Genomic DNA, 13962 nt, shown 5'->3' with positions numbered 1-13962 from the left:
GGCTGCGTTGCAAACTGCCTAGCAGGTCGAGCTGAGTGTCAGGCAATGTGGCGTCCTTCAAGTTGAGAGTAATCCTTGATGATAAATGCGAGTGGGATTCGCGCGAAGAAGGCCGATACCAACACGGCAAAAACACGAATCGGGTGATTCGGGGCTAGACCTTTCGCCCGATCACCCGATCGAGAACTTAGCTGAGTGTTTTAGACCGTCACCGCTTGCTTCACCGGTACTTGCGTGAACCAGCCATGTCGGTCTGGTACTCGCCCTTCAACGATGCTGAAGAATTCCTTGTGCAGGGCGCGGGTAATTGGACCTGTCTTGCCCTCGCCCACTGCTATCTTGTCTACGGTGCGGATCGGCGTGATCTCAGCGGCGGTACCGGTAAAGAAGGCTTCATCTGCGATGTACAGCATCTCGCGTGGAATCATCTGCTCCACTACGGGAACGCCCAGTTCGCGAAGCAGCTCGATCGCAGTGGCGCGGGTAATACCGGGAAGCACTGAGTTCCCAAGTGGAGCGGTGAAGACGGTGCCTTTGCGAACCACAAACAGATTCTCTCCCGAACCTTCGCTCACGTAGCCGTTCACGTCGAGGGCAATACCTTCAACATATCCATTAATCATGGCTTCCATCTTGATGAGTTGCGAGTTCATATAGTTCGCGCCGGACTTCGCCATCGCAGGCAGGGTGTTCGGGGCAATGCGTGTCCAGGACGAGACGCAGACATCGCAGCCTTCTTCGGGCGAGTCATGCCCGAGGTACTTTCCCCAGGCGTAATTGCAGATGTAAACCTCGATGGGCGAGTTAAACGGATTTACTCCAGCTTCCCCATATCCACGCAGGATGATTGGCCGGATGTAGCACGGATAAACGCCGTTGTGCGCGACTACATCGACCATTGCCTGGACAATCTCATCCTCGGTAAAAGGCACTTCCATGCGATAGACCTTGGCGGAGTGAAGAAGGCGTTCAGCGTGCTCTTGTGCTCGGAAAATACCTGCGCTCTGAGGATGCTTATAACAACGGACGCCCTCAAACACTGATGAGCCGTAATTCACCACATGCGACATCACGTGCAGCTTGGCATCGTCCCAATTGATGAGCTTGCCGTTATGCCAGATTTTTTCCGTCTTGGGTATCGCCATGAATGCTCCTTACCGAGATTGGGGCCGCAGAAACATCACATTATATTCAGATGCTTTGGATGAACCCAACAATTCGTTTATTGCCGGGATTGAAAACGAAGGACACGGAGGGCGACTAAGGAAAAAATCAAACGGCAGAGCTCGCACAGATTGGAGGAGTCCACTCTGCTCCATCTTCTGAATCATCACGCCTCGAATCTGTCATTCAATCCCGCCTAGCCTCCGAATCTGTTTTTCCTCATTGCCCCCGTGTCCTCCGTGTTCAATTTTCTTCGCAAGAAGTCGAGCCCGTTCGAAGATTCGCCGGAACATCTCCGCCGTAAGCTTGCCCGTATTGGTATTTTGCAGGGAGGGATGATACGTCCCCAGCAGCACAATGCCGTCCGGCATGCGGTACTCGGCGCCATGCCGAAACTGGTATGGCGCTCGTGAGGTGATGATTCCGGTCCGACGGAGGTAATTGAGGTAGGCGTCGAAACCGATCTTGCCTAGAGCAATCACTATTTTGACGTTTGGAAGCAGGGCGATCTCTGCATCCAGAAAATGGGCACAATTGGCAATCTCTTCTGGGGTGGGCTTGTTCGCAGGGGGTGCGCAGCGCACGGCGGCTGTGATATAGGCACCGGTCAAGCTCATACCATCATCGCGGCTGATTGCAATCGGCTGCGAGGCGAATCCGGTTTCATGGAGCACCGGGTACATGAAATCCCCCGAGCCATCGCCCGTAAATGGACGCCCCGTCCGATTCGAGCCATGCGCTCCAGGTGCGAGTCCAAGAATGAGCACGCGTGCCTCTCGATCACCAAATCCGGGCACCGGCTTAGCCCAGTACTCCCAGTCCATGTAGGCGCGCCGTTTGACGCGTCCAATTTCTTCACGGTATGCAACCAGCCGCGGACAAAGCGTGCAGTTGACGACCGCTCGATTCAATTCAGCGATGGACGAGTTGATGACTGTGAGTGAAGGTTCATGGGAGCCGTTCAAAGGTGCCGATTTGACGCTCTGCGCTCGTGAGCCTCTCGCATTCTTTATCGATTTTCTCGTAATCGTTAGCAAATCGATCCTTGAAGCCCAGATAGGAATCCTTATCTTCCCACACGTCGATGGTCAGATAGCGTCCGGATTGTGCGCTGTCTTTGACGAGGATTGTTTCGCGATAGGCAGGATCGCGGCGGAAGAGGCCAACCCAGAGACCCTCGCCGCCGTAAGCGCGCTCAAAAGCCGCGAGATGATCGCGGGGAACGGTGAATTCCCAAACGATGTAGATCACAGGGCCGGAGCTACCGCTTTATCGCCACCTGAACACCATTCGATTCGTAGCCGTCATCAACAAGCGTCTTCTGGGCGGCTGCACGGATCCTTTGTTCGTCGGCATCTTTCGGCGCGTCGCAATAACGACGAATGACTTCTTCACCAGCCTGAATTCGCACCAGCCATTTTTTCTTCTCGCTATCCCAGGAGGCTTCTACACGGTCGGCTCGCATCATCTGCACCTCGGCACGGCAATATACACCGCGTCGTTACGAGTGAGCTAGCTGCGAGCGATTTTTGTGAAGAACGGTTGGGTTGGGACTCGAGGACTCGAAAATTTACTCTCGATCTGGACCGACATTCAGGAGATTGCCTTTGGTGCGAACTTGAATATCAAAGAAGTCGTCCCACGACATTGTCAGATTCCGGTCGAACCAGGCACGAACGAGATCAAGGATGTGTTCGTTCATGCTGCGCTCAGGAGCAGCATTCCAGCCGCAATCCGCCGGTTGGCTACTCTGCTTCAGACGTTGAACAGCTTTCTTCAACCGAATTTCGCTGTCACGTTCTAGAGAGGTGAACATGATTCCCATGCCTTCCCCATTCCCTGCTACCCGAACCTCTCCTTTGGCGGCGATCTTCATCCCGTAAAGAGAAAGCGTCATGTGCAGTCGCGTGCGACGAGGTAGTGGAAATTGCGTGTTCACAAAGCAGCCTGTGAGGCTGATGTTGTCCAGTCGGGCCGTAACGGGATTGCTGCCATCGGTCCAGTACTCGACGCTGCGATCGCAATCGAATCGCTGAACCTGACGTCGATCGGCTGTAATTTCGGCGGGTGTCAACGCCGCAGGGGACCAATTATCTACGTAGTCGTCGGCGATGAACTCATCGATGTCGGCCAGCTTCTTGTCTGGGTCGAGCGAATGCAGGCCTACCTGTCCTTGGCGCGCCGTTCCCGGTTCACCTACCCACACCGCCTGAAACCGGACGCGGTTCCTCTTATGTTCGAGAATGATCTCCTGGCCTACCTGGACTTCCGGGAGTCCGATCACACGGGCGCCCTTGGCGCTAAGATCAAGCGTACAAACCACGTAGCGCCGGTCGTTCCCGCTGGCATCTATGCCCAGAGCGCGCACTGGCAGGGCAAGAGAATTTCGCTTTTCTCGGCGTCTGGACATCGTCCGCGCAGTATGGCCCTGCTACCATAGTGGAGTAAAGCTTACCTAAGTAATCGAAGTAACTAGTTAGCCGTAATGCCAACACCGGGATCGATCAACTCGCCGTTATCAGGGCCTCTCGATCAGCTGATTGAGATAGCGTTCAACTTCAACAATCGACCTTTCCAGATCGTGGTCTGAGCTGACTGTCAGCCTTGGAGCACGAACCGGTTCACGCTCGAAATCGCGCCTTTTATCGTGATAAAGCTCTGGCGTTCGGTTGGCAGCGAGATGGCTTCCTGATTCCAGGTCGCGCCGGATTCGAGCCAGAGCAGTTTCCGTACTGGCGACACACTCGACCACGGCCAAAGGCGTGCCGATCTTCTTAGCCGCTTGATGCACACTCTCGCGTTGATACGCCCGCGAGAACGGCCGGCCGTCTAGGAACACTCGAAGTTTCGGCTTCCGCTTGAGCAGATACTCGGCCGTCTCGAGCATCACCTGCTGGCAGAAATCGTCCTGCTCAACGGTATATTCAATTTGGGACGGACCGAAAAGAGCTGGCCGGATCACGTCCTTATCGAGGACGAATCCACCGAAGCGCTCGACTAAGGCGTGGGACAGCGTGCTTTTGCCTGTTCCAGGCAGGCCAACCATGAGGATCAGCATGCTCCAAGATAGCTCCTGTTTCTCAAGCTCCGCAGCTTCGTAGCTGCGCAACTTCGAAGCTAGTTTGACCGCATTGTTCGCGGGTCTTACACTTGGAGTTCGGCCGTGGTTGCTGGGCTTCATATGCTGCTGCGGCCACCTGAAAGCGCCAGGAACACGCAAAATTGACAGAAACAGAGACCACGACGACGGAACAACGCACAGGCGAAACTCACGACCACCAGAACACGCATGAACCGCGTCCCTTAGGCGAGTGCGAGCGCGAGCTCGCGGTTGAAATTCCTGCCGAGACTGTCTCTCGCGAACTCGAGACGTTTGTTGCCCGCTACCAAAAGATGGCTCGCGTACCGGGCTTTCGGCGCGGCAAGACTCCGGCAAGTCTGGTTCGCCGCCGCTTTGCCGACGAGCTGAAGCAGGAAGTCGTCGAGTCGCTGGTCCCCAAGTACTTTCGTGAAGAGGTTCAAAAACGGGGCTTCGCGCCGATATCTCAGCCGAGAATCACAGATTTTCATTTTGAAGATGGCGAGCCCCTGCGCTTCAAAGCAGTCTTCGAGATCATGCCGGAGATCGACGTCGCTCCCTATTCAGACTTGCGCTCGGAAAAAGGCGACGTTTCAGTGAGTGAGGATGAAGTCGAGCGGGAATTACAGTCTCTTCGCGAGAACCAGGCTACGTACAACTCGGTAGAAGAAGATCGCGGTCTTCAAGATGGCGATTTCGCCCAAGCCAGTTTCACGGGTACGCCGATCGAAAAACAGGAGTACGGTTTAGTAGATCCGTCGGGGAATCCAGTCAGCTCTGGAAACCAAGAGCCAAAACCCACTGGCTCACAGCCAGTCCACATGGACGATGTGCTCATCGACATCGGGGGCGCCAACACGATGCGCGAATTTAGCGAGAACCTTCGTGCTGCGAAGGCGGGACAAGAACGCATATTCATCATCACCTATCCCGAAGACGCGCAAGACAAGCGTCTAGCAGGCAAGACTCTGGAATACAAAGTCCAGATCAAGGGAATTAAGAAGAAGCAAATTCCCGAATTGAACGATGACTTTGCCAAGGAGCTTGGGGATTTCAAAAGCCTCGAGGATCTACGTACAAAGATTCGAGAGCAGCTTGAAGCACAGAAGCGGCACGAAATCGAGCACACAGCCAAAGACAAGCTGGTGCAAGAGCTGGTAACCCGCAATAATTTTCCGGTTCCCGAATCACTGATCGATCAACAAGTGACTGCGCGTCTGGAGCGCGGCTTCCGCGCCTTGGCTGCCCAGGGAATGCGCCCCGAGGACATGCGGAAGATGGATTTCGGCCGCTTGCGTCAGGCACAGCGCGAAGCAGCTCTGCGCGAGGTGAAGGCTTCTTTGATCCTTGAGAAGATCGCAGCCAAGGAGAATATTCAGGCCAGCGACGCCGATCTCGATCTCGAAGTAGAACGCTTCGCTCAGCAGTCGCGCCAGCCGCTGGAAGCAGTGCGCAAGAAGCTGGCTGACGACGGCGCGCTTGAACGCATGCGCGAGCGCATCCGCAACGAAAAAACTCTCGACTTTCTGTATCAACGCTCTGCCTGACGCTTCAAGTTTGAAGTTAAAGATGAAGCAGACAGACAGAAAACCCCGCCCGGACACCAGTTCCGGGCGCAGATGTATGGACTGAAGAAAGGATTACCTGCAATGGCCCTGGTTCCAATGGTAGTAGAGCAAACCAGCCGCGGAGAGCGCGCCTATGACATCTTCTCGCGCCTGCTCCGGGACAACATCGTGTTCATTGGTACGCCCATCGACGACACAATCGCTAACCTCGTCATCGCACAAATGCTATTTCTCGCCGCAGAGGATCCAGAGAAGGACATTCAGCTTTACATCAACTCGCCCGGAGGTTCGATCACATCAGGGATGGCGATCTATGACACCATGCAATTCGTCAAAAACGACATCATGACCATCTGTATCGGACAAGCCGCCAGCATGGCTGCCGTGCTGCTCGCGGCCGGCACCGGGAAGAAGCGCTTCGCGCTGCCGAACTCTCGCATCCTGATCCATCAGCCTCACATCATGGGCGGCGGCATCTCTGGTCAGGCGACAGACATCGACATTCACGCGCGCGAGATTCTGCGCATGCGCGAGATCATGAACAACATCATGGCGAAGCACACGGGCCAGAAGCTGGACAGAGTTGAAAAAGACGTAGAGCGCGACTTCATCATGAACGCGCAGCAGAGCAAGGATTACGGAATCGTCGACGACATCATCTACAAGCACAAGTAGTGCTGCAGGTGTTGCGGGGGTTTTGGGTTTCTTACGTGTATTGCACAAAAGTCACAGGCATTCGTTACTAAGGAACCGCTGTGGTGAACCCTTTTGCACTTGAATAACGTTAGAATGTGGGCAGCGCGATAAGAACTCCACGTCCCCCAGCTTAGTTTGCTCGTGGAAGAGCGTGCTTCGAACGCTCTAGTCCGAAGGTAATCGGTGCTTCGCAGTATTGATCGGTCGCAGTTGTTAGGGTAGACATTGGTTAGGGTAGACAGGAGTACATCGTGAAAACGCGTTCCGGATCTGAAGATAGCCTACGTTGTTCGTTCTGCCACAAGTCTCAGGACGCAGTCGCCAAGCTGATCTCCTCACCAAGTGATTATCCGCGTGCTTACATCTGCGACGAATGCGTTGCGGTCTGCAATTCAATTCTTGAGGACGACCGCACCGAGACGCATTCCGCTGCTGCTCCCAATCATCTGCCCAAGCCTGCCGAGGTGAAGACCTTCCTCGACGAATACGTAATCGGCCAGGACCAGACCAAGAAAAAGCTCGCCGTAGCGGTTTACAACCACTACAAGCGAATCCACATGAACCGCAATCGTAATGGTGAAGTGGAGCTCACGAAGTCGAACATCATGCTGATCGGCCCCACCGGCAGCGGCAAGACTCTGCTGGCGCAGACTCTGGCCAAGATGCTCGATGTGCCGTTCGCGATCGTTGACGCGACGACGCTCACTGAAGCCGGCTACGTGGGTGAGGACGTCGAGAACATCATCCTCAAGCTGCTCCAGGCTGCAGACGGTGATGTAGGACGCGCACAGACCGGAATCATCTACATCGACGAAATCGACAAGATCGGTCGTAAGGACGAGAACCCATCCATCACTCGTGATGTGTCCGGCGAGGGCGTGCAGCAGGCTCTTCTGAAGATTCTCGAAGGGACGGTCGCGAATGTTCCGCCGCAAGGTGGACGCAAGCATCCGCATCAGGAATTCACGCCCGTTGATACCACCAATATCCTGTTTATTTGCGGCGGCGCTTTCGTCGGCTTGGAAAAGGTAATCGGACGACGAATCGGGAAGAAGGCGCTCGGCTTCAAGGCTGAGCCGAAGGAGGGCGAAGCGCCGGTTCCAGCCATTCCCAAACGGGACACCGAGATGCTTGGCAAGGTTGAACCCACGGACCTGATTAAGTTTGGGTTGATCCCTGAATTTGTCGGCAGACTGCCAGTCGTAGGAGTACTCGACGAGTTGGACGAGAATGCGCTGGTCGAGATCCTCACCAAGCCGCGCAACGCCATCATCAAGCAATACCAACGGCTGTTTGAGTTCGAGAATGTTCGGCTCAAGTTCAGCGACGATGCGACCCGCGCCGTGGCCCGCGAAGCGCTGCAGAGAAAGGTAGGCGCCCGCGGATTGCGCATGATTCTCGAGGATCTGATGTTGGACCTGATGTACCACCTCCCCAGCCAGAAGCGGCTTAAGGAATTCGAGGTAAGCCGCGAAATGGTGGAAAAACGTGATGTATCCATCCCAATGATGGAAAAAGCTGGGTAAGGAGCGTCTCAGAGCTTGATTTGGCAGGGTGAGTTGAAGAAAATTGGCGATTCCAGCATCAGTTGTATAAGCTAGGTTCTAGGCTTACACGCCAAGTTTTTAGGAGTACGAGGGGACCGAGTGACCCAAGCCAGGGAAAAGTTCGAAACCCGCAAGCTACCCATGATGCCTATCCGGGACGTCGTCATCTTCCCGCATATGATGACGCCGTTCGTTGTCGGACGCGAATCGAGTGTCCGCGCTCTGGAAGAGGCGCTTGCCGGCGATCGAAAAATCTTTCTCGCTACGCAGCACGACGCCAGCGTAGATGAGCCCAAGCCGAATGAGATCTATCAGGTCGGCACCATCGTCAACATAGTCCAGAGTCTTAAGCTTCCCGACGGGAATATCAAGGTCCTCGTCGAGGGTGTGGAACGCGGCAAGATTCTTCAGGTTGTCGACACGGACGGCTTCTTCCATGCAAGTGTTCGCGTAGCCAAGTACACAGTAGAAGCCACGCCTGTTATCGAGCAGGCGATGCAGCGTGTCACCTCATTATTCGAGCAATACGTAAAGCTCTGCCAGTCACTGAACTACGAGACCATGATCGCTGCCGTCCGCATGGAGGATCCCTCCAAGCTGACCGACGTCATCGCTGCCAATATGCAGCTGTCGATAGAAGAAAAGCAGGAGCTGCTTGAAATCTTCGATCCCGCGGAAAGACTGAACCGCGTCGCCGACGTTCTGGAAATCGAAATCGAAAAGCTGAACATGGACCGCACCATCCAGACTCGCGTAAAGCGGCAGATGGAACGCGCTCAGAAAGAGTACTACCTCAACGAGAAGATTAAGGCCATCCAGAAAGAACTAGGCCGCGGTGAGAAGAGCGAGTGGGACGAGCTTAAGAAGAAGGTCGACAGCGCCGGCATGCCTAAGGAAGTCCATGAAAAGGCGCTTCAGGAGCTGAAGAAGCTCGAGGCCATGCCTCCGATGTCGGCTGAATCGACTGTCTCGCGCAACTATCTCGACTGGCTGCTGGCAGTACCGTGGCGCAAGAAATCGAAAGAGATTCGCAACATCGAGTCGGCGGAGAAGATCCTCAACGAAGACCACTATGGGCTGGAAAAAATCAAGGATCGCATCCTCGAATTTCTCGCAGTGCGCCAATTGGTAAAGAATCCCAAAGGCTCGATACTTTGCTTCGTCGGACCTCCTGGTGTTGGCAAGACATCGCTGGGCATGTCGATCGCGAAGGCCACTGGACGCAAATTCGTTCGCCTCTCACTCGGTGGCGTACGCGACGAAGCCGAGATTCGTGGACATCGCCGCACCTACATCGGCGCTCTACCCGGACAGATCATCCAGTCGATGAAGAAGGCCGGCACCAAGAACCCGGTCATCATGCTCGACGAAATCGACAAGATGGCTGCTGACTTCCGCGGCGACCCGTCAGCAGCGCTCCTCGAAGTTCTCGATCCGGAACAGAACTTCATGTTCCAGGACCACTATCTCGACGTCGAATACGACCTGTCGCAGGTTTTCTTCGTGGCCACTGCCAACGTTCTGCACACAATTCCGGCTCCGCTTCAGGACCGCATGGAAGTGTTGCGGCTTCATGGTTACACCGAACTTGAAAAGCTCGAAATCGCCAAGCAGTACCTGGTCCGCAAACAGCGAACCGCTACCGGTTTGACGGAATCGAACCTGGTCTTCACCGACGATGCGATCACCGAAATCATTCGCTCCTATACGCGCGAAGCGGGCGTTCGCAATCTGGAGCGCGAAATCGGCAATATCTGCCGCAAGGTAGCGCGGAAGGTGGTGAAGGAAGGTCTGGAATACGCGGTAAGTGTCAACGCGGAGACTGTTTCCGAGTTCTTGGGCGTGGCGAAATTCCGCGACATGCTCGCGCACGAAAAAAGCGAAGTCGGCCTGGTAACCGGTCTTGCCTGGACAGAAGTCGGCGGATCGATCCTCTCGACCGAGGTCACGATCGTCGATGGCAAGGGTAAGACAACTTTGACCGGCAAGCTCGGTGACGTGATGCAAGAGTCAGCCCAGGCGGCAATCACGTACATTCGCTCGCGCGCACACAGGCTCGGCGTGCCACGCGACTTCTATCGGAACATCGACATTCACATCCACGTGCCTGAAGGCGCCATTCCCAAAGATGGCCCCTCGGCAGGCATCACGATGGCAACGGCAATTGCGAGCGCATTGAGCAAGATTCCCGTGCGACGTGATATCGCGATGACTGGCGAGATCACTCTACGAGGCAAAGTTCTGCCGATCGGTGGGCTCAAGGAGAAACTGCTCGCAGCGCACCGCGCCGGGATCTTCGAAGCGATTCTTCCGAAGGACAATGAAAAGGATCTCTCGGAAGTTCCCGAGAACCTTCGCAACGCTATGAAGCTCCACTTCGTGGACAACATGGACGGAGTCCTGGCGATCGCACTCGAAGGTCCGCTGCCGCAGTACAGCGAAGAAGGTGAAGCGCAGGGCTTACCCACTGTCACACCCACTCCGGCCTCGCAGCTTCCTGTACAGCATCAGTGAGCCGTTAACGGTAATCGGTTGTCTGTGACGAGAAAGGCCCGCCGCGGCGGGCCTTTTAGCTTCTCCTTTTGGTCCTGTGCCACAGCGGTCTTAGCTGCGATTCGCGATGAAAGTTCACACGCGCTTTCTAAAATCCGCCGCAGCTCCTGAGCACTTCCCTCCTCCAGGTGCTCCCGAGGTCGCGTTTCTCGGGCGATCAAACGTAGGTAAATCCAGCCTCATTAATGCTCTTCTCGGCCAGAGGATCGCACACGTCAGTTCCACTCCGGGAAGAACGCGAACCATCAACTTTATCGAACTGCGGCAAAAGCCCGAGTCACTGGAACCGGATTTAATACTCGCCGATCTGCCGGGGTATGGCTACGCGAAGATCTCGAAGCAGATTAGCGCCGAATGGCCGAAATTTATCGAGCCATACTTGTCCGAGCGCGAGTCTCTGCGCTTGTGCGTTTGCTTAGTCGACGCGAATGTGCCTCCGCAAGAGAGTGACCGCCAACTGATTGATTGGCTGCAACACCATAATCGGGAGTTACTCGTAGCAGCAACGAAAGCGGATCGACTGTCGTCGAATCAACTCAACAAGTCTCTCGCGCAACTCAGACGTGAGCACGAGGTGGAACAGATTCTGCCGGTATCCGCGAAGACTGCCTCGGGTCTTGGAGAGCTTTGGCGCAGCATGCTTACGGCGGAGGGCACTACCGGCGGCCGAGCCGTTGAGTGAATTGTTAGAGAGTAGTCTTGCAGTCCGCGCATACGACTCACGTAGCCAGCGGCTGCCCCCGTACTGCTATGCAGCGCCTAGTTCCCCGCTCCCGTTCCGACGCTGTGCGTCGAGAGCCATCCTTGCAGGTTCGATCCCTGAATCTTTTTCAGATCCGCACACGCCTTGATGCGTTCCACTGCCTGGCGCAGAGTGCGCTCGCTTGAGGGCACAGTGTGAACCTTGAAAAAGGCGCTCACATTGGATGCTGCCTCCGCATCGCAAAAGGTTCCAGCACTGTAAACCAGCTCCGATCCACTGGACGGAGTGAACGTTTTTTCCACTTCATTCCAGTGATTCTGGACAAACTTCCAGGCTTCGTCTCGGGTATACGGATTTCGCACAAAGCCACTGATGTACGCAGTCGAGTCCTGATTGCGAATCGCTGCAGAAACACCCAGCGCCAGCGCCTGACGAGTAAGCTCCGGATTCTCGAAGTGCATTAGAGCATCCATGTACCGGCCTCGCATGACCTGATCGGTAGTTCCCTTCAGGTTCTGCATGATCTGCTGGTAAAGAGCCTCGTCCCCTTGCGCCGCAGCGATCTCCAGTGCAGGGCCAATCAGCAGCGGGTCTACCGAAGCGGGATCCTGCAAACTGTTTTTTGCAAGCTGACGAGCCTGCGCGATCACCATCGGATCGCGCCCTACAATTCCGAGGACGTCAAACAAATCGGCATGCAATGCTTTTTCTTCCGGGTCTTTCGCCTCAGCGAGCGCCTCGTACGGCGGACTGAGCAGGTTGCGGACAAATGGCTGAAAGATCGCACGTTCACTCGCGCCGAGGAGCCTATCGTTGATGTATTCGATATTTTTTAAGACGCCGGCCCAGACCTGTCGCAGGCGCTCACCCTTTAGTTGCGAAATGAGGTCCAGATAATTGCTGATCGAGATTCGTCCAACGCGCACAAGTGCCCACTCATCGTTCAGCATGGAGATGCGATCTGCTGGAGTGAGTCTCGTCTCCAGGTCCTTACTCAACTGATCGCGAAGCTTCTGATCATATTCGCTGCGGTAATAACCTGTACCGTCTGCATTCGCGAATATAGGTTCATTGGCGGAGCCTCTGATTTGCTGCCCTCGTTCCTGCAGGACAAAGCATTGTGTCACGCTGTCGGGTGAGAGGTCTTTACGACAGACGGGCACAGTCCATGCCTGCTGGCCAGTTCCCAGCAGCTGACGATCGTTAAAAAAGCGCTCTTGCGATATCGAGATCTGACCATCTGCCTCTTGCGAAACATTCAACAGCGGTGCGCCTGGTTGGATGACAAAGCTCGACATGATCTTGTCGACCGGTTTTCCCGAAGCTTGCGCAATCGCACTCCAGAAATCTTCAGCTGTTGCGTTTCCATAAGAATGAGCGAGCAGATACTTGTGCACGCCCATGCGGAACACCTCGGGATCAACGTAATGTTCCACCATGCGCAGCACAGCGGCGGCCTTCCCGTACGCAATTCCGTCGAAGAGTTCGTTGATCTCGGCGGGGGTTTCGGCCTTTTGCCTGATCGGCCGCGTGTTCTTCAATCCGTCTAGATCAAGTGAGCGGCCTGTACTCGCCACGTCGCTCAGCGGCTCGTGCCACTCCGGCTTCCATTTGGCCACGGGTTTGGATTCCATCCACGTGGCGAATCCTTCATTGAGCCAGATGTTATCCCACCATTTCATCGTCACCAGATCGCCAAACCATTGGTGAGCCATTTCATGCGCTACAACTGACGCGACCAGGTCATAATTGTCGACATTCGCGACCTTAGGATCTAGCAGGATGAAACTTTCGCGATAAGTAATCGCTCCGGCATTCTCCATAGCTCCGGCTTCAAAATCGGGAATTGCGATGAGATCCAATTTCCCGAATGGATACCTAATGCCGAAATAATCGTCGTAGTAGTGCATGATGTACTCGGCGGCTTCGAGCGCGAACTTTCCCTGACCTGTCTTGTCGGGCGTAGCGCAGACCCGAATAGGAATTGCGTGGGAGGATCCGCTGATGCATTGGAAGTCGCCTACCAGCAGCGCCACAAGATAAGTAGAGAGCTTCTTTGTCGTTGCGAATTTCAGCGTGTGCTTGTCGTCGACTGGACCGGGGCTATCTGAAGTCATTTTTTCGTTGGAGATAGCCGTGTCACCTTTGTCCACAACGAGGGTGATGTCAAAGGTCGCTTTTTTATCGGGCTCATCGAAGCAAGGAAAGGCGCGACGAGCGTCCGTGGACTCGAACTGCGTCACCGCGTAACGCCGTTTCGGCGTCTCACTCAAGTAGAAACCGCGCAGCTTATGATTAAGGATTCCCGTAAACACGATGTGCAGGCGCGCAGCACCTGCAGCAATCGGGTGCGGAGCGATGATATTGGCCTGTTCCCGATCGTCGTCAGTCGTGACTTTGGCATCCAGAGTTGCGCCGTGACTCTCGACGGTCGCTGAAGTGAATTTGATTTCGGCTGCATTGAGAGTGATGATGGCCGTCGGCTTCAGCACGCGCACATCGATCGTCTCTTCACCGGAAAAGGTGGCATCCTTCAGGTTGGGCGTAAAGGTCAGCGCATAATGTTCGGGCACAACACCTGCAGGAAGCCGCTGCCCTTGCAGGCTTAGCGACGCAGCCAAAGCTACAAACATAATCAGCCACTTTTTCATA

The 13962-nt window shown here is 55.1% G+C and carries 12 protein-coding genes; 5 read left to right on the top strand and 7 right to left on the bottom strand.

The window, feature by feature from the left end; all coding sequences use genetic code 11:
* Nucleotides 1-200 precede the first annotated feature (200 nt).
* The 6 genes from DMG62_16375 to DMG62_16350 form a co-directional block, all read right to left on the bottom strand.
* Nucleotides 201-1145, bottom strand: a complete 945-nt coding sequence (locus DMG62_16375) for a branched chain amino acid aminotransferase (GenBank protein ID PYY21736.1) — start codon at nucleotides 1143-1145, stop codon at nucleotides 201-203.
* Between the two features lie 201 nt (nucleotides 1146-1346).
* The gene (locus DMG62_16370) at nucleotides 1347-2096 is read right to left on the bottom strand and encodes a uracil-DNA glycosylase (GenBank protein PYY21874.1); all 750 of its coding nucleotides are present in this window, start codon (nucleotides 2094-2096) and stop codon (nucleotides 1347-1349) included.
* Nucleotides 2097-2112: 16 nt separating this feature from the next.
* Nucleotides 2113-2415 (bottom strand): hypothetical protein, encoded by a 303-nt coding sequence (locus DMG62_16365; GenBank protein ID PYY21735.1) that lies wholly within the window; start codon nucleotides 2413-2415, stop codon nucleotides 2113-2115.
* 10 nt (nucleotides 2416-2425) lie between these two features.
* The gene (locus DMG62_16360) at nucleotides 2426-2632 is read right to left on the bottom strand and encodes a hypothetical protein (GenBank protein ID PYY21734.1); all 207 of its coding nucleotides are present in this window, start codon (nucleotides 2630-2632) and stop codon (nucleotides 2426-2428) included.
* A gap of 102 nt (nucleotides 2633-2734) precedes the next feature.
* The gene (locus DMG62_16355; protein PYY21733.1) at nucleotides 2735-3574 is read right to left on the bottom strand and encodes a hypothetical protein; all 840 of its coding nucleotides are present in this window, start codon (nucleotides 3572-3574) and stop codon (nucleotides 2735-2737) included.
* Nucleotides 3575-3682: 108 nt separating this feature from the next.
* Complete coding sequence (locus DMG62_16350; protein PYY21732.1) at nucleotides 3683-4345, bottom strand: hypothetical protein; 663 nt, start codon at nucleotides 4343-4345, stop codon at nucleotides 3683-3685.
* Nucleotides 4346-4386: 41 nt separating this feature from the next.
* Between DMG62_16350 and tig the strand changes: the two genes are divergently transcribed.
* The 5 genes from tig (at nucleotide 4387) to DMG62_16325 (ending at nucleotide 11289) form a co-directional block, all read left to right on the top strand.
* Nucleotides 4387-5790: a trigger factor gene (gene tig / locus DMG62_16345; GenBank protein ID PYY21731.1), complete on the top strand. Its 1404-nt coding sequence runs from the start codon at nucleotides 4387-4389 to the stop codon at nucleotides 5788-5790.
* Nucleotides 5791-5892: 102 nt separating this feature from the next.
* Nucleotides 5893-6486: an ATP-dependent Clp protease proteolytic subunit gene (locus DMG62_16340; protein ID PYY21873.1), complete on the top strand. Its 594-nt coding sequence runs from the start codon at nucleotides 5893-5895 to the stop codon at nucleotides 6484-6486.
* Between the two features lie 272 nt (nucleotides 6487-6758).
* On the top strand, nucleotides 6759-8033 hold the full coding sequence (locus DMG62_16335; protein ID PYY21730.1) for an ATP-dependent Clp protease ATP-binding subunit ClpX: 1275 nt from the start codon (nucleotides 6759-6761) through the stop codon (nucleotides 8031-8033).
* A 120-nt stretch (nucleotides 8034-8153) separates the two neighbouring features.
* Entirely contained in the window at nucleotides 8154-10568 is a 2415-nt protein-coding gene (locus DMG62_16330) for an endopeptidase La (protein PYY21729.1), read from the top strand.
* 106 nt (nucleotides 10569-10674) lie between these two features.
* Complete coding sequence (locus DMG62_16325) at nucleotides 10675-11289, top strand: ribosome biogenesis GTP-binding protein YsxC (GenBank protein PYY21728.1); 615 nt, start codon at nucleotides 10675-10677, stop codon at nucleotides 11287-11289.
* Between the two features lie 77 nt (nucleotides 11290-11366).
* On the opposite strand, the gene DMG62_16320 is transcribed toward DMG62_16325, so the two are convergent.
* On the bottom strand, nucleotides 11367-13961 hold the full coding sequence (locus DMG62_16320) for a peptidase (protein ID PYY21727.1): 2595 nt from the start codon (nucleotides 13959-13961) through the stop codon (nucleotides 11367-11369).
* Nucleotide 13962: the final 1 nt, after the last annotated feature.

Source organism: Acidobacteriota bacterium, assembly GCA_003225175.1.
Lineage (GTDB): Bacteria > Acidobacteriota > Terriglobia > Terriglobales > Acidobacteriaceae > Gp1-AA112.
Note: the sequence above shows the minus strand (reverse complement) of the source record. Positions and strands in the feature narration are given on the sequence as shown.